The organism is Candidatus Kaistella beijingensis, assembly GCF_020084865.1.
GTDB lineage: Bacteria > Bacteroidota > Bacteroidia > Flavobacteriales > Weeksellaceae > Kaistella > Kaistella beijingensis.
The window spans coordinates 2602523-2629447 of the sequence record NZ_CP071953.1 but is presented as its reverse complement, the minus strand read 5'-3'; the positions used below and the strand labels follow the sequence as shown (position 1 = coordinate 2629447).

General features: G+C 37.0%; 30 protein-coding genes and 2 pseudogenes. 24 read left to right on the top strand and 8 right to left on the bottom strand.

Annotated elements, in window-relative coordinates; all coding sequences use genetic code 11:
- Positions 1-48 precede the first annotated feature (48 nt).
- The 11 genes from J4771_RS12285 to J4771_RS12235 all read left to right on the top strand — a co-directional run bounded on the left by J4771_RS12285 (position 49) and on the right by J4771_RS12235 (position 8401).
- Entirely contained in the window at positions 49-402 is a 354-nt protein-coding gene (locus J4771_RS12285; RefSeq protein WP_394369789.1) for a T9SS type A sorting domain-containing protein, read from the top strand.
- A 211-nt stretch (positions 403-613) separates the two neighbouring features.
- Positions 614-895, top strand: a complete 282-nt coding sequence (locus J4771_RS12280; protein ID WP_224135282.1) for a PspC domain-containing protein — start codon at positions 614-616, stop codon at positions 893-895.
- A gap of 117 nt (positions 896-1012) precedes the next feature.
- The gene (locus J4771_RS12275; protein ID WP_224135281.1) at positions 1013-1348 is read left to right on the top strand and encodes a PadR family transcriptional regulator; all 336 of its coding nucleotides are present in this window, start codon (positions 1013-1015) and stop codon (positions 1346-1348) included.
- Between the two features lie 5 nt (positions 1349-1353).
- On the top strand, positions 1354-3015 hold the full coding sequence (locus tag J4771_RS12270) for a PspC domain-containing protein (protein ID WP_224135280.1): 1662 nt from the start codon (positions 1354-1356) through the stop codon (positions 3013-3015).
- Positions 3016-3357: 342 nt separating this feature from the next.
- Positions 3358-3924 (top strand): 1-acyl-sn-glycerol-3-phosphate acyltransferase, encoded by a 567-nt coding sequence (locus J4771_RS12265; protein ID WP_224135279.1) that lies wholly within the window; start codon positions 3358-3360, stop codon positions 3922-3924.
- Positions 3925-4040: 116 nt separating this feature from the next.
- Entirely contained in the window at positions 4041-4472 is a 432-nt protein-coding gene (locus J4771_RS12260) for a PaaI family thioesterase (protein ID WP_224135278.1), read from the top strand.
- A gap of 93 nt (positions 4473-4565) precedes the next feature.
- Positions 4566-5525, top strand: a complete 960-nt coding sequence (locus tag J4771_RS12255; RefSeq protein WP_224135277.1) for a chorismate-binding protein — start codon at positions 4566-4568, stop codon at positions 5523-5525.
- Between the two features lie 178 nt (positions 5526-5703).
- Complete coding sequence (gene gloA2 / locus J4771_RS12250; RefSeq protein ID WP_224135276.1) at positions 5704-6081, top strand: SMU1112c/YaeR family gloxylase I-like metalloprotein; 378 nt, start codon at positions 5704-5706, stop codon at positions 6079-6081.
- 74 nt (positions 6082-6155) lie between these two features.
- On the top strand, positions 6156-6698 hold the full coding sequence (locus tag J4771_RS12245) for a DUF1543 domain-containing protein (protein WP_224135275.1): 543 nt from the start codon (positions 6156-6158) through the stop codon (positions 6696-6698).
- Positions 6699-6788: 90 nt separating this feature from the next.
- On the top strand, positions 6789-7895 hold the full coding sequence (locus tag J4771_RS12240; protein WP_224137848.1) for a 5-(carboxyamino)imidazole ribonucleotide synthase: 1107 nt from the start codon (positions 6789-6791) through the stop codon (positions 7893-7895).
- A gap of 74 nt (positions 7896-7969) precedes the next feature.
- Positions 7970-8401, top strand: a complete 432-nt coding sequence (locus J4771_RS12235; protein ID WP_224135274.1) for a CBS domain-containing protein — start codon at positions 7970-7972, stop codon at positions 8399-8401.
- Positions 8402-8663: 262 nt separating this feature from the next.
- On the opposite strand, the gene J4771_RS12230 is transcribed toward J4771_RS12235, so the two are convergent.
- Complete coding sequence (locus J4771_RS12230; protein WP_224135273.1) at positions 8664-9569, bottom strand: DMT family transporter; 906 nt, start codon at positions 9567-9569, stop codon at positions 8664-8666.
- 136 nt (positions 9570-9705) lie between these two features.
- Between J4771_RS12230 and purE the strand changes: the two genes are divergently transcribed.
- Positions 9706-10212: a 5-(carboxyamino)imidazole ribonucleotide mutase gene (gene purE / locus J4771_RS12225; protein ID WP_224135272.1), complete on the top strand. Its 507-nt coding sequence runs from the start codon at positions 9706-9708 to the stop codon at positions 10210-10212.
- 64 nt (positions 10213-10276) lie between these two features.
- Here purE and J4771_RS12220 read toward each other — a convergent pair whose 3' ends face one another.
- The 4 genes from J4771_RS12220 to J4771_RS12205 form a co-directional block, all read right to left on the bottom strand.
- Positions 10277-10561 (bottom strand): barstar family protein, encoded by a 285-nt coding sequence (locus J4771_RS12220; RefSeq protein WP_224135271.1) that lies wholly within the window; start codon positions 10559-10561, stop codon positions 10277-10279.
- A gap of 76 nt (positions 10562-10637) precedes the next feature.
- Positions 10638-11165, bottom strand: coding sequence for a ribonuclease domain-containing protein (locus tag J4771_RS12215; protein ID WP_224135270.1), 528 nt, complete (start codon positions 11163-11165; stop codon positions 10638-10640).
- A 74-nt stretch (positions 11166-11239) separates the two neighbouring features.
- Positions 11240-12031 (bottom strand): NAD(+) synthase, encoded by a 792-nt coding sequence (nadE, locus tag J4771_RS12210; protein ID WP_224135269.1) that lies wholly within the window; start codon positions 12029-12031, stop codon positions 11240-11242.
- Positions 12032-12072: 41 nt separating this feature from the next.
- Complete coding sequence (locus J4771_RS12205; protein ID WP_224135268.1) at positions 12073-12615, bottom strand: GNAT family N-acetyltransferase; 543 nt, start codon at positions 12613-12615, stop codon at positions 12073-12075.
- A 142-nt stretch (positions 12616-12757) separates the two neighbouring features.
- Here J4771_RS12205 and gldB point away from each other — a divergent pair, with 142 nt between their 5' ends.
- From gldB to J4771_RS12185, 4 genes are all read left to right on the top strand, one after another.
- Entirely contained in the window at positions 12758-13735 is a 978-nt protein-coding gene (gene gldB / locus J4771_RS12200) for a gliding motility lipoprotein GldB (RefSeq protein ID WP_224135267.1), read from the top strand.
- Positions 13736-13808: 73 nt separating this feature from the next.
- Positions 13809-14135, top strand: coding sequence for a gliding motility protein GldC (gene gldC, locus J4771_RS12195; RefSeq protein ID WP_224135266.1), 327 nt, complete (start codon positions 13809-13811; stop codon positions 14133-14135).
- 81 nt (positions 14136-14216) lie between these two features.
- A complete protein-coding gene (locus J4771_RS12190; protein WP_224135265.1) occupies positions 14217-15356 on the top strand; it encodes a cystathionine gamma-synthase in 1140 nt (379 codons plus the stop codon).
- A gap of 74 nt (positions 15357-15430) precedes the next feature.
- Complete coding sequence (locus J4771_RS12185; protein ID WP_224135264.1) at positions 15431-15964, top strand: DinB family protein; 534 nt, start codon at positions 15431-15433, stop codon at positions 15962-15964.
- Here J4771_RS12185 and J4771_RS12180 read toward each other — a convergent pair.
- A pseudogene (locus tag J4771_RS12180) lies at positions 15944-16871 on the bottom strand (IS982 family transposase). The gene J4771_RS12185 and the pseudogene J4771_RS12180 overlap by 21 nt on opposite strands.
- Positions 16872-16992: 121 nt before the next feature.
- Here J4771_RS12180 and J4771_RS12175 point away from each other — a divergent pair.
- The 5 genes from J4771_RS12175 (at position 16993) to J4771_RS12155 (ending at position 21140) form a co-directional block, all read left to right on the top strand.
- Positions 16993-17631, top strand: a complete 639-nt coding sequence (locus tag J4771_RS12175) for an HdeD family acid-resistance protein (protein WP_224135263.1) — start codon at positions 16993-16995, stop codon at positions 17629-17631.
- Positions 17632-17829: 198 nt separating this feature from the next.
- Complete coding sequence (locus J4771_RS12170; protein ID WP_076782926.1) at positions 17830-18579, top strand: (Fe-S)-binding protein; 750 nt, start codon at positions 17830-17832, stop codon at positions 18577-18579.
- A 12-nt stretch (positions 18580-18591) separates the two neighbouring features.
- Positions 18592-19977: a lactate utilization protein B gene (locus J4771_RS12165; RefSeq protein WP_224135262.1), complete on the top strand. Its 1386-nt coding sequence runs from the start codon at positions 18592-18594 to the stop codon at positions 19975-19977.
- On the top strand, positions 19970-20563 hold the full coding sequence (locus J4771_RS12160; protein ID WP_224135261.1) for a LutC/YkgG family protein: 594 nt from the start codon (positions 19970-19972) through the stop codon (positions 20561-20563). The genes J4771_RS12165 and J4771_RS12160 overlap by 8 nt, the downstream gene beginning before the upstream one ends.
- Position 20564: 1 nt before the next feature.
- Positions 20565-21140, top strand: coding sequence for a 5'-methylthioadenosine/S-adenosylhomocysteine nucleosidase family protein (locus J4771_RS12155; protein ID WP_224135260.1), 576 nt, complete (start codon positions 20565-20567; stop codon positions 21138-21140).
- A gap of 57 nt (positions 21141-21197) precedes the next feature.
- On the opposite strand, the pseudogene J4771_RS12150 reads toward J4771_RS12155, so the two are convergent.
- Positions 21198-22125: pseudogene (locus tag J4771_RS12150) on the bottom strand (IS982 family transposase).
- Positions 22126-22327: 202 nt separating this feature from the next.
- On the opposite strand from J4771_RS12150, the gene tnpA reads away from it, so the two are divergent.
- The gene (gene tnpA, locus J4771_RS12145) at positions 22328-22774 is read left to right on the top strand and encodes an IS200/IS605 family transposase (protein WP_224137846.1); all 447 of its coding nucleotides are present in this window, start codon (positions 22328-22330) and stop codon (positions 22772-22774) included.
- A 56-nt stretch (positions 22775-22830) separates the two neighbouring features.
- Positions 22831-23379 carry an L-threonylcarbamoyladenylate synthase gene (locus J4771_RS12140; protein WP_224135259.1) on the top strand — a complete coding sequence of 183 codons (549 nt, stop codon included), beginning with the start codon at positions 22831-22833 and terminating at the stop codon, positions 23377-23379.
- Between the two features lie 35 nt (positions 23380-23414).
- On the opposite strand, the gene J4771_RS12135 is transcribed toward J4771_RS12140, so the two are convergent.
- On the bottom strand, positions 23415-23876 hold the full coding sequence (locus tag J4771_RS12135) for a DUF1801 domain-containing protein (protein WP_224135258.1): 462 nt from the start codon (positions 23874-23876) through the stop codon (positions 23415-23417).
- Positions 23877-23993: 117 nt separating this feature from the next.
- On the opposite strand from J4771_RS12135, the gene J4771_RS12130 reads away from it, so the two are divergent.
- Positions 23994-26657, top strand: a complete 2664-nt coding sequence (locus J4771_RS12130) for a S9 family peptidase (RefSeq protein WP_224135257.1) — start codon at positions 23994-23996, stop codon at positions 26655-26657.
- Positions 26658-26925 lie beyond the last annotated feature (268 nt).

Genomic DNA, 26925 nt, shown 5'->3' with positions numbered 1-26925 from the left:
CAAAAAACATCCGTCTTCTAGGCGGTTTTTTTGTTTTGACGAGTTTTTATCAACTGGAATAATAATGGCAACTTTAGCGATGCATGCGAAATTTTCTTCAACACCGCTCCATTTCTATATGGTTTCACTGCTCCTACAAATAATTTGAATGGTTCGATTGCAATTCCACCAAGTGCAGTACTCGATACGGATTTAAGGATGAGAATTTTCCAAGACATTCTAAAGATTTCTGATGTTAAAGGAGTAAAATCAATTACGATTTCTGACTTTTCAGGAAGACTGGTAAAATCAATGAAAGCTTCTACAGAACTTCATCTTGCTGATTTGAGAGCTGGACTTTACATCGTTACGCTCCACATGAATGACGGTACTGTGAAAGCAGTTAAAGCTATTAAAAAATAATTTTAGTAATTTTTCGCATTAACCACCTCAAATTTGAGGTGGTTTTTTTATGCTTTCATCTTTAATTATTATAAAAACTATTTTTACTGAAAATTTTTATTATTGATTATCAGTAACTTAAATAAAATTCAAAATATTTTTACTACTTTGTATTGCATAATACTAAAATTATTACATATCTTTGTATAAGAAATCTTAAAACCTATTACAGATGGACACTTATCAACAAAACCAAAACCAGTATTTTGCAGACTTCAAAGCAAAATTAACAAGAGATGCAGACAACAGAAGAATTGCCGGAGTTTGTTCCGGACTCGCTAGATATTATAAAATTGATGTTTCTATCATAAGAATTATCTGGTTCTCACTCGCTTTCTTTGGAATATTTTCGGCAGGAATCTCAACCACTTTTGTAGTTATCGCCTACCTTGTTTTATGGATGGTTCTGCCCAAAGCAAGCCGACAAATTGAGTATGAAGTAAGAAGAAAGTAAATTTTTTTTGAACCGCTACTTTGCATTGCATATTACTAAAAAAATAAATATATCTTTGCTCAGACCATTCAAGAAATGAATGACGAAATATTTAACACAACTAATAACGTATAAATAATGAACACAGAAAACACCAAAGCGCAGATGCGAAAAGGAATTCTGGAATTCTGTATTTTGAGTTTGATCGATAAAAAGGAAATGTACGTTTCCGACCTGATCGAAGAACTGAAAAAAGGAAAACTGGATGTAGTGGAAGGAACTCTTTATCCCCTTCTCACAAGATTGAAAAACGGCGAATTTCTTTCCTACCGATGGGAAGAATCCACAGGAGGACCGCCGAGAAAGTATTATCAGATTACCGATAAGGGAAAACTTTTTCTCGCGGAATTGCTCAACACTTGGAACGAACTCACTGATTCCGTAAACCAAATTACCCAAAAAACTATAAACTAAATAAAATGAACAAGACACTCTCAATAGGATTAGCCGGTTTCTCCTTCACCATCGAGGAACACGCATATATAAAGTTAAGTGATTATCTCGCAGCGCTCCGCAATTCCTTGGAGGCCAACGAAGCCGACGAAGTCATGCACGACATCGAAATCAGAATGGTCGAAATCTTCAAAGATTCTTTAGGAAAACGCGAAGTCATCAACGACGACGACGTAGAGAAAGTAATCGCTCAAATTGGTAAACCCGAAGTGATCGAAGAACAGGAAGAAGCTTATTTCTCCGAAAAAACTTCAACCAAGAAAAACCAAAGAACGTCAGGAGGTTTTCAGAGCCAAAAACAATTGTTCCGTGATCCTGAAAAACAAAAAATCGCAGGTGTTTGTGCAGGACTCGCTCATTATGTAGGAATGGATGTTGCAGCGATGCGCGCAATTTGGGTGGGTTTATTCTTGATTATGATGCCACTTCCAGGATCGCCAATGTTGATTGTTTTTCTTTATTTAATTCTTTGGTTAGTAATGCCAAAAGCGGAAACCGCCGCAGATTTTTTGAAAATGAAAGGAAAGCCAATTAATTTTGACAACATTAAAGAAGAATCCAACAAAATTGTACAGTTTGCTAACGAATCTACACAGAGATTTGGTGAAATCTACAACGAAAACAAACCCTACATCAACAAAGCGGGAAATGGTTTCTGGAATGTGATTCGATACATTTTGGGAGCACTTTTTGGAGCGATCGGTTTAGTATTGTTGTTTAGTTCTTTCGCAGTTTTCGGAGTTGCAGGAACGAGTAACATCAACTTTTTTGATAATCTCGGTTTTTACCTTCAGGACAGCAATCTCGGTTTTCTCGCGATTGCGGTGAGTTTCCTTACGATTTTTATTCCTGCATTGGTGTTCTGCTACATCGCGATGAAATTATTTTCGCCAAAAACAAAGCTCAATAACACAGGTTACGTCTTCGGTGGATTGGTTTTACTGTGGATGGGATTGATTGCTGCAACAGGATTTACGGCCATTAAATTCAAGTCAATGTACAGCGGAAACAATGATGAAACTGAAAATGTGGCCATCAATACGACTTCAGATTCGATCTTGGTTGATGTGAAAAAAGTAGCGATTCCTCAAAACTTCAAAGCGTATTGGGACGATGTTTATTCCGACAAGAAAACGATTTTCAAACAGGATTATCCGAGTGTTGACGTAAAAAGAATGGATGTGAAAGCACCTTATCTTGAAATCAAAAAATCTGCGGACGGCTATAATCTGCCTCTAAAAATGCAGATTCCTGTTGAAATCATAGACAATAAAATCATGCTTCCTAACTATTTCACTTATCCATACGATTACAGATTTCGTGATTATAGAGTTGATTATGAATTGGTTGTGCCAAAAAATATGAAAGTAATTGCTTTGAATGATGAACGTGGATTTTCTGTAAATGATGAAGAGATGGAAGAAAACGACCAAGATTCAACCTACGTTAATTCAGCGAGTAAATCAGTAGTAATTTCTGCAGGTTCCGATTCAGTTATTGTAAACGGTAAAAAGGTAAGTGAAGCCGAAGCCGATTTGATGATGAAAAAAATCGACAAAAAAGAGTTGAAAGACATCAACATCACCGTGAAAGACGGCAAAAAAGAAATCATCATTAAAACAAAATAATGAGAGTGGATAGGCAAAAGCGGATTTCTTTAGAAATAAAAATTTTCCGCTTTTCGCTTGTTCCTCAAGATTGAATTTTAAACAAAATTTAACACTCGAAAAAAAAATATTTAAAAATAATATCCTTAATTTCGTACTGTTAATTTTAAGCAACAACAATTATCCTTAAAAACCTCAAAATCATGGTACAGTTCGTTTTAGAGATCGCAATGAAAATCATCGATTTCGTAAGCAGTTTATTTTAGTTAGAATTTTAATTCAATATATTTGTAGAGTATAATCAATTCAGGTTGGTTATACTTTTTTATTAGAATCAATTCCTTAATTCTCCAGTTTTGCTTTATGAAAAAACTCATCGGTAAACTAATGCTCAAACTTCTCGGGTGGAAAATCGTGCTCGAAGGTGATGTGAACAACCTCAACCGTTGCATCCTCGTCGTGGCTCCACACACCGCAAACGAAGAATATCTTTTAGGAAATTTTGCCTATTGGGCTTTAGAAAAACCTTTGAAAATCATCATTAAAGATGCGCACACCAAAGCTTGGTATGGCGGAATTGTAAAAGCTTTAGGCGGAATCGGAATCGACCGTTCCCAAAAGAACGACTTGGTGAATTTCGTGGCGAATGAATTCAAAAAAGAAGATTTCAGCTTGGTTATTACTCCTGAAGGAACAAGAAGTTGGGTACCGAAATGGCGAAAAGGTTTTTACCACATGGCTTTAGCGGCGAAAGTTCCGATTGTTGTTGCAGCAGGAGATTTTAAAGACAAAATCATCTATCTCGGCAAAAAAATTTCCGTGGAAGAATTAGAAAACCGCTCTTTTGAGGACATCATGGAAGAATTGGAACAATATTACCAAAAAATCACCCCAAAAGTTCCCGCCAATTGGAACCCGAAAATTTATTAAGCGGGGTGTAGGATGATAGAAGCTGGAGGTCTTTTCACGCACAAAATTCCCCTCCTTTGAAGGGCTGTCTGCAACTTCTTTGCAGACGGGGTGGTTAAATATCAAAAAGAAGTAAAATGAACATACTAGAAAACAAAGAAAAAATCCTACACCAACTCAACAATTGGGGCGGTGAAAATCTCGCAAAAAATTTAGGAATAAATTTCACCGATCTTACGGAAGATTCCCTTTCTGCAACCATGCCCGTAACGCCAAAAGTTCATCAACCGTACGGAATTCTTCACGGCGGCGCAAGCTGCGTTCTGGCGGAAACTTTGGGTTCCTGTCTTTCCGTTTTGCATTTGGACACCAACAAAGTTGTTCCTGTGGGAACCAACATCAATTCCAATCATTTGAGAAGCAAAAAAGAAGGAATGGTCACCGGAACTGCACGATTCATCCGAAAAGGAAACACCATGCACGTCTCTGAAATTGAAATCCGAGACGAGAAAGGAAACCTCATCAATCACACCACGATGACAAACAATGTCATTCCGAAACCTGAGTAATTATTTTGTTGGTGAGTGGGGGTGTCGGTGAGTGGCTGAGATGTTTTTCCATCTTCTCCTTTTCAAATTTTCAAATTGTTTTCACACTAAATAATGCTTTATTTCCGATTTCCTTTTTCCGATTCTATTTTTACCGTGAATGAAAACTCCGATAAAAAATCGGTTTCATTTCTATCTTTTGATGAAACGGAGAGCATCGATTTTTACGGAAATATTGAAGAATTTTTCTTTAATGAAAATATTTTGTCCAATCAAATTTCCACCGAACTTCTTGAATTTAAAGAAGAAAATCAATTTGAATATGAAGCAAAACTTGGAAAGGTAATTGAATTCATCAAAGAAAATCAACTTTCAAAACTGGTTGTTTCAAGAAGAAAGGTATTCGACTTTGACGAAAAAAAAATCAATCTCTCCCAAACTTTTCTAAATCTTTGTAAATCTTATCCAAACGCATTCGTTTACTTTTTCATTAAAGACGGAAAATGTTGGATCGGTGCATTTTCTGAACTTTTGGGAAAATTTGACAAAAAGACCTCCGAATTTGAAACCATGAGTTTGGCGGGGACACTTCCTGTCAACGAAACATGGACCGCAAAAGAAATCGAGGAGCAAAAACCCGTCACTGATTTTATGAAGAATATTTTAAAAAATTATTCTTCTGAAGTTGAGCAATCCGAAACCTACGACCACATTTCGGGAAATATCAAACATCTTCGAACCGATTTTAAAGCAAAGATAATGTCAGAAGATTTGGAAAATCTAATTTCCGAGCTTCACCCAACTCCCGCTGTTTGCGGAATCCCGAAGGATTTGTGCAAAAGCGCCATTGAAAAATTTGAATCTCATCCGCGAAATTTTTATGCAGGTTATATCAAAGTCGAAACCGAAGAAAACGTTCAATATTTCGTAAATTTGCGTTGCGCCGAATTTTTTGAAAATGCTTGCTTGATTTATGTTGGAGGCGGAATTACCGCAGAAAGTTCGCCCGAAAAAGAATGGCGCGAAACAGAATTGAAATCCGAAGCCATCCTTAAAAATTTGGAATTCGAATAAATATTTAACTTAAAAATTTCACCTAATTAAAGGTGTAAGTTAAACCACATAGAAACATAGTTATACTGAAAAATTATAAAATTAAAGTTCAGTTAGGACGAAATTCTATTTGAACTGGAAAATAAATAAGCAACATCCTCATTTCTATGTGCCTATGTGGCTTTAAAAATCAATTTCAATGAAAATCCATCATATCGCCATCATCTGCTCTGAGTACGAAACCTCAAAAAAATTCTACACCGAAATTTTAGGGCTAAAAATCCTCCGTGAAGTTTACAGAAAAGAACGCGATTCATGGAAACTGGATTTGGGAATTGGGGATCATTATGTGATTGAACTTTTCTCTTTTCCTAATCCGCCAAAACGACCGTCACAACCTGAAAGTTGCGGTTTAAGGCATCTCGCTTTTTTGGTAGAAAATGTAGAAGAGAAAAGATACGAACTCATTGAAAAAGGTTTGGTTTGTGAAGAAATCCGAATCGATGAATTTACGGATAAGAAATTTTTCTTCACGCAGGATCCCGATCAATTGCCATTAGAATTTTATGAGAATTAAATAACTTTTATGAAGCAATTTTTTTCAATTCTGCGTAATCTGCGAGAAAAAATCAAATACGAAATTAAAAACAGATGAAACTATTTTACGTCATTATCGGCGCCACTCCGAAAGGAAGAAACATTGAACAGCACGATGTTTTCTTCGGGATTGCAGAAAAATTCGAAGATTTAATTCCCGAAATTAAAACATTTTGGAGTGAGGCAAAAATTCACATCGACTGTTATCAGGAAGTCCAATTTGCGGATGGTTACGAAATAAAAATTATTGAAAAAACCTCACAAATTTCTGAAAACAATTTGTTTTTCATCAATTTGGGCGGTTACAAACCTGGACATTTTGAGGAGTTTCACGAACAACATTTGATGGTTGGAAAATCCATGGGCGAAATTGTAAAAAGAGTGAAGCAAACCGAATTTTACAAAACAATGGGCTTTAAAAATGCAGAAAGTCACATCGATGACAAGTACGGCGTCGATATCGATGATATTTATAAAATTTCTGATTTACTTTCTAAGGAAGCCAAAAAAAAATATTCCATTATTTTAGAAAAAACAGATGTGGAAAATCAAGAAAATTTGATGAAAATTGGGTATTTAAAAATTGACAAAGTTTAAAAAAATAAAAAGATTCATGAAAAATGTTCGTCACAAAAAAAGTCAAACATGATCAAACAACTTCAAACCAAATCAAACCAAAATAAGAATATGAAAATCGGAATTCTCGGCGGCGGACAACTTGGAAGAATGCTTATTCAGGACGCATTAAAATATGATGACGAATGGTTCACACTCGACCCTTCGGAAGATGCACCTTGTTCCAAAATTTCAGATTTTACGCAGGGAAGTTTTGATGATTACGATACCGTTTTTGATTTCGGAAAAGGGAAAGATGTCGTTTCCATTGAGATTGAGCATGTTAACGTCGATGCGCTTTACGAACTTCGGGGATGTGGAATTAAAGTCATTCCCAGTCCGGAAATTATCCAGACGATTCAGCAAAAAATCTTACAGAAAGAGTTTTACAATAAACACGAAATTCCAAGTCCTGATTTTCAAATCATTCAACACAAATCTGAAGTTAATTTCCCTTTACCTTTTGTTCAAAAAATGAACACAGGCGGTTACGACGGAAAAGGAGTTCAAGTCATTAAAGGTGAGGAAGATTTAAAGCATTTATGGGATGTTCCCTCGGTTTTGGAAAATTTGGTGGATATTGAAAAAGAACTTTCCATCATTGTGGCAAAAAACGAAAGCGGCGAAACCAAAACCTTTCCCGTCACAGAAATGGTTGCAGATCCCAAACTGAACTTGCTCGATTTCAATATTTGTCCCGCAGAAATATCGGAAGATGTTCAAAAACAAATTGATATTATCGCGAAAAAATTCATCGACGCAGCAAATTCTCCCGGATTTTTCGCCATCGAATTATTTTTAGACCAAAACGGAAAAGTTTGGGTGAATGAAACTGCGCCCCGACTTCATAATTCTGGTCATCAAACACAGGAAGGAAACGCAAATTCCCAATTCGAGCAATTTTATCGGGTGTTGAAAAATCTTCCGCTTGCAGATACGGATTCTTTTGGATTTTCAGGAATGCTGAATTTGGTCGGCGAAGAAAATTTTCATGGAAAAGTAAAATATGAAGGTTTGGAAGAAGTCCTGAAATTGCCAAAAACCTACGTTCATCTCTACGGAAAAACCGAAACCAAACCCGGACGAAAAATGGGACACATCAATGTTTTGGCAGATTCCCGGGAAGAACTATTGGAGAAACTTATCCATATTAAATCTTTGGTGAAAGTTAAATCTTAACGAAACATTCTTAACCACGAAGATTTCCCCATCGATAATATTTTTGTTAACTTTAGGCAACAAAATATTTAATCATGGGAAATGTTGCTACAATTTTTGCGAGAAAAGGTGGTTTCAATCACTTGACCATTGGACCTGAACAGACTGTTTTAGAGGCACTTCAAATGATGGCCGACCACAATGTGGGCTCCATCGTAGTTCGCGATGCCGAAAATTACCTCGGAATTTTCACCGAGAGAAATTATTCCCGAAACGTGATTTTAAAAAACCGCCATTCTTCCGACACGAAAGTGAAAGACGTGATGTCGGTCGATCTTCCCAATCTTCAAATGCTCGACAAACTCGAACACTGTATGCAGTTGATGTCCGATCACAATGTGCAATATCTTCCCGTGGTGGACGAAGGTAAAATGGTGGGCGTGATTTCCATCAAGGATTTGATTCGCGAACAGGTGGTGGTACAGAAGGAATTGGTGAAGTATTTGAGGAATTATATTCAGGGATAATCATAAGAAAACTTAAAATATTTTTCTATCATAATGTAAATTAATTATGAAAAAATAGTTATTGGTGAAGTGACCTCAATTAAAAACTTAAATAATATTTCTGTTGAAAAGGTTATTGAGGATTATGGAAGCACCATTTATAATTAATTGAAACTGGTATTATCAAGAAATTATACCAAGATAAATTTGTGAAGAGCAATAAAGAAATGTTAAATTATCAAAATCACTATACTTTTACCCTATTAAAATAGAATTTTAAATCTCAATTTTTCCCAAACATTCCCTTCTTATAATTCGTAATAAAAACGCCAACAATAATCATCACCGTTGCAACGAGAAATGCGGTGGAAATTTCTTCATCCAAAATCAACCAACCAAGGAAAATCGCAATAATGGTATTGACATAAGAAAGCAGAGAAATCTGTGTCGGTGAAACTTTCTTTAAAGCATAATGAAATGCAAAATACGCCGCAACCGAACCGAAAACCGCCAAATAAACCGTTGCGAAAACACTTCTGAAAGTCCAGGTTTCCACATTGATTTCTTTTGAAAAAAGGAAACCGAAAATAATCTGAACAATTCCTGCAAACATAAACTGATAGAATAAATTCAGCGAAATATTCTCGTTTTGAAGATGAAGTTTTTTCGTAAAAATCGAACCAATTGCCCAACCTAAAATCGATGCGAAAGCACAGAAAATTCCGAAACGATAATCGGGATTCAGCAAATCATCCAATCCATCGTGGAAAATCAGGACGATTCCCAACATTCCCAAAAGAATTCCGACAAGCGCACGAGTTGAAAATTTCTGCAATCCGAAGAAAATACTTCCCACAAAAATAAAAAGTGGTGAAGTCGCAGAAAGCAAAGACGCCAAACTGCTCGAAACGTGTTCTTCCGCCAAAGTCATCATACCGTTCGCGACAATCAGCATCAAAACGGAAAAGATAATTTGGATTTTTAGTTTTTTCCAACCAATCCATTTTAATTCTTTGGAATAAATCAAAACGCCCAACAACAAAATCGCCGCGAGAAACTGCCGAATTCCTGCCACAAACCAAGGCGGAATACTTTCTACCGCAATTCGGATTCCCAAAAAAGTGGTTCCCCAAACAATGGCGACGGTGAGAAGTGCGAAGATGAGTTTGAAATCTTTAAGGAAATACACGGTGCAAAAATAGGGGTTTAAACATGAAAGAACGATTAATAAAATAAATTTGAGAAATTTCAGTAACTTTAAACCTGTAAAGATTGAGCATTATTTTTCAGCATCAATCACAATTATCAATCCTCATTAATAAAACATGGTCGGAATAATTATGGGCAGTCAAAGCGATTTGCCAATCATGCGACAAGCCGCGGACTTTTTGAAATCTTTGGAAATTCCTTATGAACTCACCGTGGTTTCTGCACACCGAACTCCAGAAAGAATGTTCGATTATGCAAAATCTGCTAGAAATCGTGGACTGAAAGTGATTATCGCAGGAGCAGGAGGAGCCGCTCATTTGCCGGGAATGGTGGCGAGTTGCACGACTTTACCCGTAATCGGAGTTCCGATTTTGTCCTCAAATTCGATTGACGGATGGGATTCTGTACTATCGATTCTGCAAATGCCATCGGGAATTCCTGTGGCGACCGTTGCGTTGAATGGAGCGACGAATGCGGGAATTTTGGCGGCGAAAATTTTGGGAACTTCAGAGTTGGAAATTGCCAAAAAATTAGATGCTTATCAAACTTCGTTGAAAGATAAAGTATTGGGAACGGTTGATGAAATCAAGAAAAATCATCCGAACGAATATGATATGAGGTGAGTTTGCTTCGCCGTGAATAGTGATTTCGACTTTGTCGGTGAATTCGCTTCTAGTGCGCAACAAATCATTCCTCGTCTTCATACTGCTCCAGATAATAGGAAAAAGTAAAATCTTCTACCTCATCGTGCGCATCTTCCAGAGTGGTAAGCAAATCCTCAAAAGTTTCCAGTTGTTCCACACTCATATTGACAAATTCCAAATGAAGCGGAAGTTCAACAAATCCTGTGACAGAATCATAAAGCGCATCCAAATTATCCCCAAAATAATCCGGCAACGGAAGCTTTTCTTTGAGTTGGTCGTAGAAATCTTCGTAATCCCCTATATCTGTAAAATCTATATAGACATTCATTTTATTTAAGTTCTTTTAATTTATTAATGATAAAATTCACCATTCACTGCGAAGCAAATTCACCATTCAAGTTTATTTATTGTTTTTGAAAACTTTTGTAGTGATCATGAGTTAGCCAAACCTCACCATTTTTTGTAAAGACGATGCGGTCCGCATTTCGGTGGCCGCAATTGTAATTCACGTCGGCTTCAAAATATTGTTCTCCTTTCGGCAAGGTTTTTTCGCGGTTTGAAAATTTGTCGCCTCCGATTGCTCTTCCCGGCAAAACATCGCAGAGATTTCCTTTTGATGCAATCCAGCCTTGATTCCTCGCTTCTGATTTTGTGAGGTAATAATCAGGAAGTTGCTTGTTGGCTCTTACGTAATCGATGACTTTTCTTTCTTCTGTTAGTTCATCGATATTTCCTGAAAAAGTTGAAGATTTTCCTGGATTTTCTCTACTAAAATCACTTTCACTATTTCTTTGATTTACGGTCGAATTTTGCGAAGTTTCAGTTTGATTTTTCTTTTCAATTTTATAGTTATTAAAAAGATACATCGCCAAAAAAGCCGACAATAAACCGATGATGAAGAAAAGGAAAAGTTTTAGATTTTGTTTGTTCATGTTGTAAAATTATATGTAAACCACCCCGTCAAAAATTTTCGCCACCCCTCCGAAGGAGCGGAATTTTTTCATCCTCAATTTCGCCATTCTTCCGGAATGTCGCAAACCGGGATGGGATTGATTTTGTGTTGCGCAGCTCTGTTCATTCTCTTGAAAATTTTGAAAACTTCCAAATCTCTTCCCGAATAATCTTCTTCTGTTTTTGTGCCCCACTCTTTCTGAATTTTTTCGAGTTCTGGATACGTTGCACCGATTTGTTGCTCGTCGGTTCTTTCCACATCCCAAAGTCCATCGGTTGGTATCGCGTTTTGAATCGATTCTACCAAATTTAAAGCTCTTGCCAATTCATAAACTTCTGTTTTGTATAAATCTGCGATTGGGGAAACATCTACTCCACCGTCGCCATATTTGGTGTAAAATCCAATTCCGAAATCTTCCACCTTATTTCCCGTTCCACAAACCAAAAGTGAATTGATTTGTCCGTAATAATAAAGCGTCAACATTCGCAAACGACTTCTTGTATTGGCAAATGCGAGTTTTTCGGAAGGAAATTCGTCATCTTTTACATCGAAAGTTTTGTATAATTCCTCAAAAGCGGGAGTCAAATTCACGCTCATCGCTTTTGCGTTTGGAAATCTTTTGGTGATGTCGTTCATGTGTTCCCAAGCTCGATTCACCTGATCTTCTTTTTGGCGAATCGGCATTTCGAGCATCAGCAAATCGAGTCCCGTCATTGCGCAAAGTGTAGAGACCACTCCAGAATCTACTCCACCCGAAACTCCGATGACGTAACCTTTCACGCCAGCTTTCGTGGCGTAATCTTTTAGCCACGAAACGATTTTATCTATTATTTTTTCTGTTTGCATAAAAATTCTTTAAATTGTTCAAAGTTCAAAAACAGTTCAAATTACCTTTGAAAATCTTCTTTTCTTAACTCATACCAAAAGCATTCTTCATGATCTAAAGGATCAATGAAAGTTCCTTTCTCTGTGAAACCCAGTTTTCGAAGAACGTGATTGGAACCATCATTATCAATCGTTGCAGAAGCATAAATCACCTCGACATCTAAAATATTGAAACCGTAATTCAAAGAAGCTCCCGCCGATTCTGATGCGTAACCTTTTCCCCAAGATTCGGGAAGAAAACGATAGCCTAATTCATAGACATTTTTGAAGCCGTTGATTTCTTCGGTCAAAAATTTCAAGCCGCTCCAACCAATTAATAGATTTGAGGATTTTTCTACAACCGCCCATCTTCCAATTCCGTTTTCGCGGTACTGTTTTCTAATTTTTTCAATAATTTCGCTGGATTCTTCAACTTTAGTTACAGTATTTCTTCCGAGAAACCTCATCACTTCGGGATTACCGTCGAGCAAAAACATTCTTTCAGCATCTTCGGGAACCAATTCCCTCAAAATAAGCCTTTCTGTTTCGACGAAGATTTTTGCCATTATTTTTCCTTATTTTTGCACCTCAAAATCTGATGTAAAAATAGAAATAAATTTTTCAACAAGGAGCGGCGAAGCCGCGAAATGTTGGTAGAAATTTTAACCCAAAAAAAGGAAGCGGCGAAGCCGCGATATGTTGGTTCAAATGAAAAAAATATTTTTTTTATGCTTTGTACTTTCCCTTCTTCTCTTACAAAATTGCAAGAAGGAAAACCAAAATCCATGGAAAATAGAAATTAAAAATCCTGCCCAAAAAGTGGAAATCACCGATATTTCTAAAGAATTATATGATTTGAATATTCCTTTAGAAAACTTTAAACAAAAATATCCGTGGTTTCAGGGAACGGTTTCTGATGAAGACTTTGCCATCAGAAGAGCCGACGAAAATGAGTCAAAAATCTACAAAGAAGCGATTTCAAAAATTGATGTCGCAAAACTCAACAAAGATTTAACTGATTTATTCTCTCACATTAAAAATTATTTCCCTGAATTTAAAGAACCAAAAGTTTTCCTTTATTCATCAGCTTTGCAAGGAGTAATGGAACCTGTTTTTTATCAACCTGAACAAAACATGCTTTTCATTGACGTAACAGGTTTTATGGGCGAAAACAATCCAAATTACAAAGGAATCGAACAATATTTTCAAACTTCGATGAATCCACAAAATATTGTTCCTAAAGTTTCTGAAATCTTTGCCGAATTTTTTGTTCCAAGAAATCTTGAACATCAAAAATTTATTGACGAATTAATTTATCAAGGAAAACTGATGACTTTGCAGGATGCTTTCCTCCCCGATTTTCCTGATTATCTGAAAATGAATTACACCCAAAAACAATACGATTGGGCAATCGCGAACGAAGCCAATATTTGGAATTTCTTTGTAGAAAACAATTTGGTTTTCAGTGACGATACGAGATTGGGCGAAAGATTTATCAAACCAGGACCATTCTCAAAATTCTACACCGAAATCGACAACGAATCTTCCCCACAAATCGGCATTTTCACGGGATGGCAAATCTGCAGGAAATTTTTTAACGAAAATCCAAAAACAAAACTCCAAGATTTCCTAAAAATGAACGCACAGGAAATTTTTAATCAAAGTAATTATAAACCTAAAAATTGATACGGGAAACGAGAAACGTATTATGAGGTAAAAAATCTCGCAACCCGAATCTCGTAACCCGCACCTCGAAAAAATGAGAAAAACCCAAATTACCATAGACGTCGAATTAGACGAAAACCACGTTCCAGAAATGATGACTTGGAATGCACAGGATGGCGGAATTGAAAAACAGGAAACCAAAGCAACCATGATTTCCGTATGGGATCATAAAGCAATGGAAGCTTTAAGAATAGACCTTTGGACCAAAGAAATGCCGGTTGACCAAATGAAAATGTTCATCCACCAAATTTTAATATCTTTGGGAAACACGTACGAACGTGCAACCGGTGAAGAAGATGTCGCAAAATGGATGGAGGAAATGGCGGAAGAATTTGCGAAGAAATCGGCGATTAGAATGTAACAATCTGAAAATATAACAATGTAACAATTTTGAACCCTCATTGGTAGATTGATACATTGGTAAATCGATAAATTAAGAGAAATGAACTTCAATACCAAAGTAATCCACGGTGGACAACACCACGAATCAGCGACAGGTTCTGTAAATGTGCCTGTATTTTTAACCTCAACTTTTGCACAAAAATCGCCGGGAATTCATTCCGGTTACGAATATTCGAGAGCGGCAAATCCAACAAGACAAGCTTTGGAAGACAGTTTGGCCTCCATTGAAAACGGAGCGAGAGGATTGGCTTTCGGTTCCGGTTTGGCTGCAATCGACTGTGTTTTAAAATTACTAAATCCGGGCGACGAAGTGATTGCTGTTGACGATTTATACGGCGGAACTTACAGAATGTTTGTGCGACTTTTCGAAAAATATCAGCTGAAATTCACTTTCGTTAATTTTGATGATGTTTCTAAAATTGCAGATTTAATTACCGATAAAACCAAATTAATTTGGCTTGAAACACCGACCAATCCTTTGATGAAATTGGTGGACATCAAAGCAGTAACCGATTTGGTGAAAGAAAAAGACATCTTGGTTGCTGTGGACAATACTTTTGCGTCGCCCTACATTCAAAGACCTTTGGATCTGGGAGCGGATATTGTGATGCATTCTGCGACAAAATATTTGGGAGGACATTCCGATGTGATTGCGGGTGCTTTGATTGCTAAAGATGCGGAACTCGGAGAAAAACTCCATTTCATCCAATTTGCGACCGGTGGAATTTTGGGTCCACACGATTCTTACCTGGTTTTGCGAGGAATTAAAACTTTGGCTTTAAGAATGCAAAGACATTCCGATAACGGTTTAGAAATCGCAAAATATTTGGAAAATCATCCTGCGGTCGAAAAAGTTTTTTATCCGGGATTGAAATCTCATCCACAACACGATTTAGCTTTAAAGCAAATGAAAGAAAGCGGCGGAATGGTTTCATTCACCTTTAAATCGGGCAAAAAAGAAGACGCCATCAAATTTTTGGAAAAGCTGAAAGTGTTCACTTTGGCAGAAAGTTTAGGCGGCGTGGAATCATTGGCGAATCATCCCGCATTGATGACGCACGCTTCAATTCCTGCTGAAAAACGTGCGGAATTGGGAATTACCGACGACTTAGTTCGTTTAAGCGTCGGAATCGAGGACAAAGATGATTTGATTGCCGATCTGGAAAGAGCTTTTGCGTAGAAATATTTTTTTCCACGAATGCACGAATTAATAAAAATAATATTCGTGAATTCGTGGCAGTTTTAGTGAAAGAAATGACAGAATTTCAAAAATACATTCAGCGTTATTTAGACTTAATTCCATCTGAAAACTGGTTGGAAGAAATGAAAATTTCCGGAAATAAAACTTTAGAAATTTATCAAAATCTTTCTGAAGAAAATTCCAATTTTGCCTACGCAGAAGGAAAATGGACTTTGAAAGAATTGCTGCAACACCTCATCGATGCGGAAAGAATTTTTGCTTATCGTGCATTAAGATTTGCAAGAAAAGACCAAACAGCGCTTGCAGGTTGGGATGAAGAAGAATATGCGAAACACTATTTTTCTTCTGAAAGAACCTTAAAAAGTTTGGTTGATGAATTTGAAAACGTTCGGAAATCTTCTGTCCTGTTTTTTGAAAATTTGAATCAAGAACAATTATCTTCAAAAGGAATTGCGAACGGAAACGAAATTTCGGTGGAAACGATTGGGAAATTGATAGTTGGGCACAATTTGCACCATTTGAATATTATTTCGGAAAGATATATATTGATACTACCTGTTGTGCATTTAGCACAAATTAATTTTTAACTTATTCAAACTTCTCTTGAAGACGAAAAAATTTAGATATTGAATCATGGTAAAAGAAGTTATTTTTGATACTATTCTTGTTGCCAAACCTTGAAAGGTTTTTGCGAGGTTAATATTTATTAAGAACTGTCCGCACAGTTGCGAAATATTGGTTTGTTCATGATTTAATTTTTTTTCAATGGTATTCACGATTGCTTCGCAGTTCAATCCTCTTTCTGATTTTTGATTTTGTCTTGCAAAAGTCCACAAAATTATGCTGGTTTTTACGCATTGGAACCGAAAGATTTATCTTGGAATAGTTGAATAAATCCAGTTGGAGTTCTTTGCTGATGTACCCTCTGTCGCCGATTAATAAACAGTTTTCAAAATTCTCCTTAATGTCGTGCAGATAGTTCACGTCGTGAACATTTGCAGGGGAAAAATCAAACGAGTGGAAGATTCCATTTTTGTCACAAACCGCATGAAGTTTATAGCCAAAATACCTAGATTTTTGTGCGGCACAATATCCATATGCAGGTTTGATCTCATCCGTGGAACAGATTGCAGAACGATTTGCCCGACTTATTTTACAGATTTCAATTGGCGTGGAATCCACAATAAAGACATCGGTGAAATCCGAAAACTTGCTGCTCAAGGTTTCTCTGATTTTTTCAATGTAGGGAAAAAGTTTTCTTTTCCTTCTATTGTAGACACTCCTTTCAATTCTTCCCTCCAAATCAGTCCCTGAAATGTATCTAAATAACTGTAGTTCAGAGTTAATAGACATATATTCTGCGGTGAGGTTGAGTGCCACAAGTTCCAAATCAGACATTTTTGGAAGCCTAATTTGCTTACTTGTAGTAATATATTTACAGGTGTTTGTCAATTCTTTTAAAATAATTTTGTAGTTTTGAATAAGATTGTTCATGTATTTAATGACTTGGTAATCAATTAAATATACGATTTTTTAATCAAATGGACAATCTTTTTTTTTTAATTCCTAAATGCACAACAGGTAATACTTAATCTAATTTCAAAAACATATTATTATGGGAACAACATTTTTTAAAACTATCAAAAACACAGTTAAGCATTGGTATTTACCTTTAATTGTAGGTATTTTACTGGTGATTATGGGATTGTATATGTTTAGCATTCCACAAGCCACTTACCTGTCTCTGGTACTGTTTTTCAGTGCGTCATTTTTGGTTTTCGGGATTATGGAACTTGTGTTTGCAATACAAAACAAGGATAATCTGGACAATTGGGGCTGGTATCTGGTAGGTGCTTTGCTAGATCTTTTTGTAGGGATTATATTATTTTTTCAGCCGCAGGTGGCATTTGTTGCTTTGCCCTATTTTGTTGGATTTTCATTAATGTTCCGTTCTGTACAGGGGATTGGTTTTGCCTTTGATCTCAAAAGCTATGGAGTTTTGCAGTGGGGGAATCTGGCGCTGATCAGTTTTCTTGGCCTTATCGCGTCTGTTATTCTAATCCTTAATCCTGTCTTAGCCGGTATTTCTCTGGTTGTTATAACAGCTGTGGCATTTATTTTTTCTGGTATCTCTGCAATAGTTCTTGCATTCAATCTCAAAAAACTGAAAAACTATCCGAACAAAATCAGCAAAGAGTTGAAAGACAAAATTGAATCACTTAAAAATGAATATCATAATGAACTTAATAAATAAAACTTTTTCATAGGCATATTTATATTTTTTTCAGAAGTCATGCACAGTTTCTTCTTCATGGGTGATTGGTTTCCAAATCATGCTAGGCAAATTATTTTTACTCAATATAAATAACCTCTCGTATAGGCTTTTTTCATCCTAAGCCTAATCAGGAAAAGAAGAAATAGTGCTAATTTAGAGTTCCTAGAAAATTTTGTAATGAAAGTAGCACTGTTTATCCCCTGTTATATAGACCTGATTTACCCAAAAGTTGGAATCGCAACACTTGAGCTTTTGGAGCGATTGGGCGTAGAGGTCACAGTACCTCTGCAGCAGACTTGTTGTGGACAGCCTATGGCCAATGAGGGCGATCAGAAACATTCTATAAGGACAGAAACTCAGTTTTGTGAAAATTTTAAGGATTTGAATTTTGATTATATCGTTGGGCCGGCAGGGAGTTGTGTCAAGCACGTCAAGCTCCATATGGATGCAATTCCGCAAACCGAAACTGTTACAGAAATCCGTCACAAAACCATAGAATTAGTAGAGTTTTTACACGATGTTCTCAAGATAGAAGAATTCCCTTGGGCAGATTTCCAGCATACGGTGGCTATCCATAATTCCTGCAGTTCTATCCGCGGCTTACACATTGCATCCCGTTTTGAGTGGCAGGAACCTTACTTTAATAAAACCGAAGATCTGTTAAAGAAGGTGTCAGGAGTTAAAGTAGAAACGATTGACAGGCCACAAGAATGCTGTGGCTTTGGCGGAACGTTCTGCGTTACCGATGAAGCCGTGAGTGCCAAGATGGGACAGGACAAAGTTGCTGATTACACAAGGCATAAAGTAGAATATGTAGTTTCCCCGGATATGTCTTGCCTGATGCATCAGGAAGGCATTGCCAAAAGAGAAAAATCAGACCTCAAATTTGTACATATTGCTCAGGTTTTGAATAACGGACCATTCTAAAAATCACAAACAATGGGAAAAGTAAACGTAGAAGATAACGCCCGCAAGTTCATCAAGCAGGATGATGTTCACGAGGCGCAACACGATAAAAATCTTTATAATACTATCATTAAACGTAGTAAAGTATCCTCTGAGATTCCGGAATGGGAAGAGCTTAGGAATCTGGCTTCGCAAATCAAAGAACATACGCTGACGCATTTGGATCACTACATTGAACAGTTTGCAACAAAAGCCGAGGAAAACGGTATCACTGTTCACTTTGCAAAAGATGCCGATGAACATAATGCTATTGTTTTTGATATTCTGAATTCCCACGGCGCAAAGCGCATCATCAAAAGCAAATCGATGCTGCAGGAAGAATGCGGGATGACACCTTTTCTTGAAGAACGAGGAATTGATGTCCTGGAGACCGATCTGGGTGAGCGAATCCAGCAACTATCAGACGAGCGCCCAAGTCATATTGTAATGCCTGCCATCCAAAAAACGACAGAAGATATTGCCAAACTATTTGCAGATAAAATTGGTACGGATCCCAACGATGATGATCCGCATTCTCTCGCAGAAGCAATGAGGAACAATGCCCGGCCCAAATTTTTGGTGGCAGATGCCGGGATGACAGGCGCCAATTTTGCCGTTGCCGAAACCGGTACTTTTGTAGTCTGTACTAATGAAGGTAATGCCGATCTTACTGCAAGCATTCCACCGCTTCATATTGCCAGTATTGGTATAGAAAAGATCCTGCCGAAGGTAGAAGATCTGGGTGTTTTTATCAGACTACTTTCCCGCAGTGCTTTAGGGACGCCGGCAACGCAGTATACTTCTCATTTTTCAGGCCCAAGAGAAGGATCTGAGATGCACATTGTACTCACAGATAATGGTAGGAGCAAACGATTGTCTATGGACAAGTTCTGGCATTCTCTCAAGTGTATCCGTTGTGGTGCCTGTATGAATACCTGCCCGGTGTACAGAAGGAGTGGCGGATTGTCTTATGGTGCTACTTATTCCGGCCCGATTGGGATTATTCTGGATCCTACTTTTGATGAAGACACCTATTCAGAATTACCTTTCCATTCATCGCTTTGCGGCTCGTGTACAGAGATTTGCCCCGTTCATATTAATATTTCGGACCAGATTATTGAGTGGCGAAAAGTGATGATGGAGAAAAAGAAAACACCTTTTGGCAGAAGGCTGGCATTTGCTGCTGCTGACCGAATGCTGGGCAGTGCAACTGCTTTTAAAATGATGGAAAAGACCACTTATAATATGCTGAATATTCTCCCAAAATCTCTATTGGAAAACAGCACGTTGGATCCTTGGGTAGAAGACCGTGAATTGCCTGACGTGAAAAAAGAAACCTTCAGAGACTGGTACAAAAAAAACCGAAAAAACAATGACTAAAGAAGAATTACTGAGTTCGGTAAGAACCAATCTTGCTAACCGCGAAAAAGTGGATTATCCCGCCATCCCGGATTATAAAAAGCCAGGAGCAGATCTTAAAGCGCTTTTTGAGATTAACGCCAAAATTGCCGCTGTCGATTTTTATGATGTCGCATCGGTAGAAGAAGCGCAGGAGATTATGCGAAAAAAGCTTCCTGATATTAAGGTCACCTGCTCTGCAACGCCAGAGTGGTCAGGGAATAAAGATATACACGTGCAAAAGCCTGCGGATCTTAATGATGTGGATTTGGGTGTTTTCCGTGCAGAGTTTGGTGTGGCAGAGATGGGAATGGTCTGGGTTACCGAAAAATCTCTGGTTACCAATTCATTAGGTTATTTGTCTCAGCATCTGGCTGTTTTGCTGGATCCGGAAGATTTGACCGAAAATATGCATACCGCCTACAAAAGAGTAGATTTTCCACACTCGCATTATGGCTGTTTTGTGATGGGGCCATCTGCAACTGCAGACATCAGCGCCGTTTTGGTACATGGTGCACAGGGCGCACGGACATTGACTTTGTTCTTTCTGAAAAAACCTATGCCCTAAAATGACAATTAACGGAAAGCTTTACAACAAAATCCTTTTGGTTTTTGCCCTTGAATCAGAAGCCGGAAAAGAATTTGATAGTTTTAATAAATTGTTTGTTGGTGTAGGAAAAATTAAAGCGACTTATCATCTATCAAAAGCCATTCAAAAATCTAAGCCAGATCTCATAATCAATTTGGGAACCGCAGGAAGTACAGTTTTTGACAGAGGAAGTATTGTTAACTGCAACCGTTTTATCCAGCGGGATATGGATGTAAGAGCATTGGGTTTTAAGAAATTTGAGACGCCATTTTCTGATGAACCAATTCTTTTGGAATATGGAATTAAAACAAGCCATCTCCCGAACGGGATCTGCGGTTCCGGCGACCAATTCGAAATGGAGCATATCAATCCTGAATATAATGTCATCGATATGGAAGCTTTTGCGTTGGCGAAAGTCGCTGAGCAGGAAAAAATCGATTTTCTGTGCCTCAAATATATCTCTGACGGTGCCGATGGCAGTGCTGCTGATGATTGGACTCAGGAAGTGAAAAAAGCGTCGAAGGCATTAAGTAAAGCATTGCAGGGTTTAACATAAAAACCAGCCAATTCGGCTGGTTTTTATATCATTTTATATAAAAAACCTGTTGTGCATTTAGCACAAATTAATTTTTAACTTATTTAAACTTCTCTTGAAGACGAAAAAATTTAGATATTGAATCATGGTAAAAGAAGTTATTTTTGATACTATTCTTGTTGCCAAACCTTGAAAGGTTTTTGCGAGGTTAATATTTATTAAGAACTGTCCGCACAGTTGCGAAATATTGGTTTGTTCATGATTTAATTTTTTTTCAATGGTATTCACGATTGCTTCGCAGTTCAATCCTCTTTCTGATTTTTGATTTTGTCTTGCAAAAGTCCACAAAATTATGCTGGTTTTTACGCATTGGAACCGAAAGATTTATCTTGGAATAGTTGAATAAATCCAGTTGGAGTTCTTTGCTGATGTACCCTCTGTCGCCGATTAATAAACAGTTTTCAAAATTCTCCTTAATGTCGTGCAGATAGTTCACGTCGTGAACATTTGCAGGGGAAAAATCAAACGAGTGGAAGATTCCATTTTTGTCACAAACCGCATGAAGTTTATAGCCAAAATACCTAGATTTTTGTGCGGCACAATATCCATATGCAGGTTTGATCTCATCCGTGGAACAGATTGCAGAACGATTTGCCCGACTTATTTTACAGATTTCAATTGGCGTGGAATCCACAATAAAGACATCGGTGAAATCCGAAAACTTGCTGCTCAAGGTTTCTCTGATTTTTTCAATGTAGGGAAAAAGTTTTCTTTTCCTTTTATTGTAGACACTCCTTTCAATTCTTCCCTCCAAATCATACCCTGAAATGTATCTAAATAACTGTAGTTCAGAGTTAATAGACATATATTCTGCGGTGAGGTTGAGTGCCACAAGTTCCAAATCAGACATTTTTGGAAGCCTAATTTGCTTACTTGTAGTAATATATTTACAGGTGTTTGTCAATTCTTTTAAAATAATTTTGTAGTTTTGAATAAGATTGTTCATGTATTTAATGACTTGGTAATCAATTAAATATACGATTTTTTAATCAAATGGACAATCTTTTTTTTTTAATTCCTAAATGCACAACAGGTTGATACTTTAATTCTAAACAAATCAATAGGAACGGGCTTTAGCCCGTTTTTTTAATTTGAAAGTTCAATTTGGCTTTAGCCAAAATTTAGAAATTTGTATTTTTGGATATAATATGTCGTTTATTAAAGTTTACATTCATCTCGTTTTCTCTACTCACAACAGAAAACCATTCCTTAATTCTAAAGATTTAAGAGTAAAGATGTGGAAACATATCAAGCAAAATTCTGAAGAAAAAGAAATTTTTATCGATATGGTAAATGGTTTTTCAGACCATTGTCATTGTCTGATTTCATTGGGCTCTAATCAAACAATTGAAAAAGTTGCTCAACTAATAAAAGGAGAAAGTTCACATTGGATTAATAAAAATGATTTGATTTCTGAAAAATTTTCTTGGCAGGATGAGTATTTAGCGGTTTCCGTTTCTGAATCTCATATTGATAGGGTTAGGAATTATATTAAAAATCAAGAAGAGTATCATAGGATAAAGTCATTCACGGAAGAATACGAGCAATTTATAAAACATTATGGTTTTGAAGTTTTTAAAATAAATTTTGGCTAAAGCCAATGGAATTTGGCAATTTTTAAACGGGCTAAAGCCCGCTCCTATTGAATATTATGGAACAAATCATCCAAACCTTAAAATCCGGCGGAACCATTCTTTATCCAACCGACACCATTTGGGGAATCGGCTGCGATGCGACAAACATCGACGCCATAGAAAAAATATTTGAAATCAAAAAACGGGAAAAAACCAAATCCATGATTATTTTGGTGGAATCCGAAAAGCGTTTGCAAGATTTGGTGGATGTTCCCGAAATGGCGTGGGAAATTATGGACTTGTCCGAAAAACCAGTCACCATCATTTACGACCATCCGAAAAATTTACCCAAAGAACTTCTCGCAGAAGATGGAAGCATCGGAATTCGTTTGGTAAAAAATGATTTTCTAAAAAAACTCATTTCAAAACTCAATAAACCTTTGGTTTCCACTTCCGCGAATTTTAGTGGAGAAAAATCACCGATGAAATTTTTAGATATTTCTCATGAAATTGTGGATGCGGTGGATTTTGTGGTGGAAGAAAATCAGGATAAAGTTTCGGAATATTCAGGCTCATCGATTATCCGTGTTTGGAGCGATGGAAGAATTAAAGTGATTCGGGAATAGTTTATTTAAGGTTAAGGTTGAGGTCAAAAAAAATCCTATTTCTCCCTGTTCAGCATTTTCTCATAAATCGAAATCCAATCTTTTGGCGACATTTTCTTGCACAATTCCGCAATTAAATCAAAAGGAATTTCATCAGGTTTCTTGAAACGTATACACGATTTTCCCATATCCAATTTTCGATTGGAATGTTTAGGATATTCTTCCACAAACCAATTCAATAGTTCATCATTCGCATAAATTCCCATGTGATACAGCGCAATGAAATTTTTCTGTGAAGCCAAATTGATAAACGGAAGCGGCGTTCCAGGTGAACAATGATAACCTGCAGGAAAAGTTTCAAGCGGCACACTCCATCCAATCATTCCGTAGCTTAAATTGGTTTGAAAACCTTTCGGTAAGTTTTCTGAAATGGTTTCAACTAATTTTTGGAACGCGATTTTTCTTTCATCAGGGACGTTTGACAGATATTCTTCAACTGAATTGGTGGGAATTTGCATATATTTTTTTTACAAAAGTAAGGTTTTTACTAAAAATTAATTAAAGTATTAATCCGTTATGTGAAAAATTACTAATTTTATATTCCAATTATAACAAAAACACTAAAACCAAAAACCATGAAAAAGAAAATCTTTTTATTGGCGATTTCATGCCTTCTATCGGTGCAAGTTGCTGCACAAAAAAAATCAAATTCCAACGAAATTCCGCTCATTGATCGAAGCATATTTTTCGACAATCCTGAAATTTCTGGTGGCCAACTCAGTCCCGACGGAAAATTCATCTCGTTTATGAAAGCTTATAACGGCACCATGAACATTTGGGTGAAAAAATTTGACGAACCCTTTACTAAAGCAAAACGCCTCACCAATTTGGAAAGACCTTCTGCAGGATATTTTTGGACACAGGACGGAAAATACATCTTGTATTCTAAAGACAAAGGCGGAAACGAAAATTACAATATTTTTGCGGTTTCTCCTTCTGATCCTGCAGATTCAAAAACAGGAATTCCTGAAAGTAGAAATTTAACTCCTTTCGAAAAAGCAAGAGCTGCAATTTACATGGTGAGCAAAAAAGATCCGAACATCATGATGATCGGACTTAACAACCGTGATGAAAAATGGCACGACCTCTACAAACTCGAAGTGAATTCAGGAAAACTGACCAAATTGAACGAAAATACCGACAGAATTAGTAGCTGGACTTTTGATTGGGACGAAAAACCACGACTTGCATTCAGAAATGCAGAAGATGGCTCAAAAGAGTTCCTGTCCGTTTCCGATGATGGAAAATTCAACAAAATTTATTCTGTAAACGCTTTAGAAACTGCGTATCCATTTGCTTTTAATAAAGATAACTCCAAAGTTTATGTTGCAACGAATAAAGGTGCAGAAACTGATTTGATAAAATTGGTACTGATGGATCCAAAAACAGGCGCAACAAGCGATGTGGAACAAGATCCTTTGAAAAAAGTGGATTTAGACGATGTTGTTTTCAGTGATTTAACAAGAGAACTTCAATACACTTTATATACTGGTGAGAAAGAACGTCGTTATTTCAAAGATAAAAAATATGAAGCAGATTATAATTTGTTGAAAACAAAATTTTCAGGTGCAGAAATTTGGATTAATAGCCAAACAAAAGACGAACGAAAATGGCTTTTTACGGTTTATGGGGATACCAAAGCTCCAATTGCCTACTTCTTCGACAGAGATTCCAAAAAAATTATTGAACAGTACACTCCTCGTCCGAAATTAAACCAGTATGAACAGTATTTAAGTGAAATGACGCCAATTACTTACAAAAGTAGTGACGGACTTGAAATTCCGGCGTATTTAACCTTACCAAAAAATGTTGCCGCTAAAAATTTGCCGCTTCTTGTTTTTCCACATGGCGGACCTTGGTCACGAAGTGTTTGGGGTTTTAATTCTTACGCACAGTTATTTGCCAACCGTGGATTTGCAGTTTTAGACCCGAATTTCCGAGGAAGTACCGGTTATGGGAAAAAATTTCTGGATGCTGGAAATCTACAATGGGGAAAACTGATGCAGGATGATATTACTTGGGGAGTGAAATATTTGGTAGATCAGGGAATTGTGGATCCTAAAAAAGTAACCATCATGGGTGGAAGTTATGGGGGTTATGCAACTTTGGCGGGACTTACCTTTACGCCGGATGTTTATGCAGCGGGAGTAGATATTGTGGGACCAAGCAACCTTTTCACCTTACTTTCGTCAATTCCACCTTATTGGGAAGCAATTCGTAAAACTTTTGATTTGAGGATGGGCGATGGAAATACCGAAGCTGGAAAGAAAATTTTAAGAGATGCAAGTCCGCTATTTTCTGCCGACAAAATAAAAGCACCTTTAATGATTATACAAGGCGCAAATGATCCTCGTGTAAACAAAGCAGAAAGCGACCAAATCGTAATCGCACTTCGAGATTTGAAACGTGATGTGCAATATATTTTAGCCAATGATGAAGGTCACGGTTTTAGAAAACCTGTAAACAACATGGCGATGATTGCCGCTGCTGAAAAATTTCTTGCAAAATATGCCGGAACACGTTATCAGGAAGATATGCCGGAAGATGTGGCAAAACGTTTGAAAGAATTGACTATTGATATCAATTCCGTAAAATTGGCAGAAAAAATTGATGCAAAAGTTCCGTCAACTTTACCAGAATTAGCGGGAGCTTTCACGGAAGGCGTTTACAATTATGTCGTCAACTTTGCAATGGGAGGACAAAACATGAAAATGGACATGACCAGAACCATAAAAAAAGATGGTAATAACTGGACAGTTTCCGATGTGGCAAAAAGCGTGATGGGAGAAATGTCGGACGTTGCAATTTTTAATGACAAACTGGATTTTGTGAAAAGAACTGTTGTTCAAGGACCTGCAAATATTACTTTTACCAAAGCGGGTAACGAAATGAAAATTAACGCGATGGGAAAAGAACTTGCCTCAAAAATTGACGGAGCATACATTAGCGAAGGAGCCGGCGCAGATTTAATTATGGCAAGAATGCCTTTGAAAGAAGGTTACACAACAAGTTTTTATAGTGCGGATGGAACCTCCTTGAAAACCAAAAAATGGATTTTAAAAGTAGAAGGAAAAGAAAAAATAAATGGCGTCGAAAACTGGAAAATCACAGAAACGAATGCAGATGACCCGAAAGAAATCAACACCATTTGGATTGATCCAACAAAAAAAATGGCCTCAAAAGTAATGGCGGTGATACCTTCAATGAACAACGCCGTGATGACCGCCGAACTGAAATAAAGCAACCAGCAACTACAAAAAATTCCGGAGCTAAAATCCGGAATTTTTTTATGATTATGTTATTCCTTTTATTTTGGAAAGTCAATCGAAAATGTTTTTGGGAAATATTTTATAAAATGGAGATTCCTTGCTTTGCTCGGAATGACTTGTATCTTTGGGTTTTTTGGGGAAATTTGCGGCGGCTTCGCCGCCGCAAATTTCCCCATCTTAATTAAAGTTTTGAACGGTCATTCCGAGCAAAGCGAGGAATCTTTAGAAAGAACATCAA

Coding starts and splice junctions, on each gene's coding strand:
- J4771_RS12280 (WP_224135282.1), top strand. CDS start 614: ATGGACACTTATCAACAAAACCAAAACCAGTATTTTGCAGACTTCAAA.
- J4771_RS12275 (WP_224135281.1), top strand. CDS start 1,013: ATGAACACAGAAAACACCAAAGCGCAGATGCGAAAAGGAATTCTGGAA.
- J4771_RS12270 (WP_224135280.1), top strand. CDS start 1,354: ATGAACAAGACACTCTCAATAGGATTAGCCGGTTTCTCCTTCACCATC.
- J4771_RS12265 (WP_224135279.1), top strand. CDS start 3,358: ATGAAAAAACTCATCGGTAAACTAATGCTCAAACTTCTCGGGTGGAAA.
- J4771_RS12260 (WP_224135278.1), top strand. CDS start 4,041: ATGAACATACTAGAAAACAAAGAAAAAATCCTACACCAACTCAACAAT.
- J4771_RS12255 (WP_224135277.1), top strand. CDS start 4,566: ATGCTTTATTTCCGATTTCCTTTTTCCGATTCTATTTTTACCGTGAAT.
- gloA2 (WP_224135276.1), top strand. CDS start 5,704: ATGAAAATCCATCATATCGCCATCATCTGCTCTGAGTACGAAACCTCA.
- J4771_RS12245 (WP_224135275.1), top strand. CDS start 6,156: ATGAAACTATTTTACGTCATTATCGGCGCCACTCCGAAAGGAAGAAAC.
- J4771_RS12240 (WP_224137848.1), top strand. CDS start 6,789: ATGAAAATCGGAATTCTCGGCGGCGGACAACTTGGAAGAATGCTTATT.
- J4771_RS12235 (WP_224135274.1), top strand. CDS start 7,970: ATGGGAAATGTTGCTACAATTTTTGCGAGAAAAGGTGGTTTCAATCAC.
- purE (WP_224135272.1), top strand. CDS start 9,706: ATGGTCGGAATAATTATGGGCAGTCAAAGCGATTTGCCAATCATGCGA.
- J4771_RS12220 (WP_224135271.1), bottom strand. CDS start 10,561: ATGAATGTCTATATAGATTTTACAGATATAGGGGATTACGAAGATTTC.
- J4771_RS12215 (WP_224135270.1), bottom strand. CDS start 11,165: ATGAACAAACAAAATCTAAAACTTTTCCTTTTCTTCATCATCGGTTTA.
- nadE (WP_224135269.1), bottom strand. CDS start 12,031: ATGCAAACAGAAAAAATAATAGATAAAATCGTTTCGTGGCTAAAAGAT.
- J4771_RS12205 (WP_224135268.1), bottom strand. CDS start 12,615: ATGGCAAAAATCTTCGTCGAAACAGAAAGGCTTATTTTGAGGGAATTG.
- gldB (WP_224135267.1), top strand. CDS start 12,758: ATGAAAAAAATATTTTTTTTATGCTTTGTACTTTCCCTTCTTCTCTTA.
- gldC (WP_224135266.1), top strand. CDS start 13,809: ATGAGAAAAACCCAAATTACCATAGACGTCGAATTAGACGAAAACCAC.
- J4771_RS12190 (WP_224135265.1), top strand. CDS start 14,217: ATGAACTTCAATACCAAAGTAATCCACGGTGGACAACACCACGAATCA.
- J4771_RS12185 (WP_224135264.1), top strand. CDS start 15,431: ATGACAGAATTTCAAAAATACATTCAGCGTTATTTAGACTTAATTCCA.
- J4771_RS12175 (WP_224135263.1), top strand. CDS start 16,993: ATGGGAACAACATTTTTTAAAACTATCAAAAACACAGTTAAGCATTGG.
- J4771_RS12170 (WP_076782926.1), top strand. CDS start 17,830: ATGAAAGTAGCACTGTTTATCCCCTGTTATATAGACCTGATTTACCCA.
- J4771_RS12165 (WP_224135262.1), top strand. CDS start 18,592: ATGGGAAAAGTAAACGTAGAAGATAACGCCCGCAAGTTCATCAAGCAG.
- J4771_RS12160 (WP_224135261.1), top strand. CDS start 19,970: ATGACTAAAGAAGAATTACTGAGTTCGGTAAGAACCAATCTTGCTAAC.
- J4771_RS12155 (WP_224135260.1), top strand. CDS start 20,565: ATGACAATTAACGGAAAGCTTTACAACAAAATCCTTTTGGTTTTTGCC.
- tnpA (WP_224137846.1), top strand. CDS start 22,328: ATGTCGTTTATTAAAGTTTACATTCATCTCGTTTTCTCTACTCACAAC.
- J4771_RS12140 (WP_224135259.1), top strand. CDS start 22,831: ATGGAACAAATCATCCAAACCTTAAAATCCGGCGGAACCATTCTTTAT.
- J4771_RS12135 (WP_224135258.1), bottom strand. CDS start 23,876: ATGCAAATTCCCACCAATTCAGTTGAAGAATATCTGTCAAACGTCCCT.
- J4771_RS12130 (WP_224135257.1), top strand. CDS start 23,994: ATGAAAAAGAAAATCTTTTTATTGGCGATTTCATGCCTTCTATCGGTG.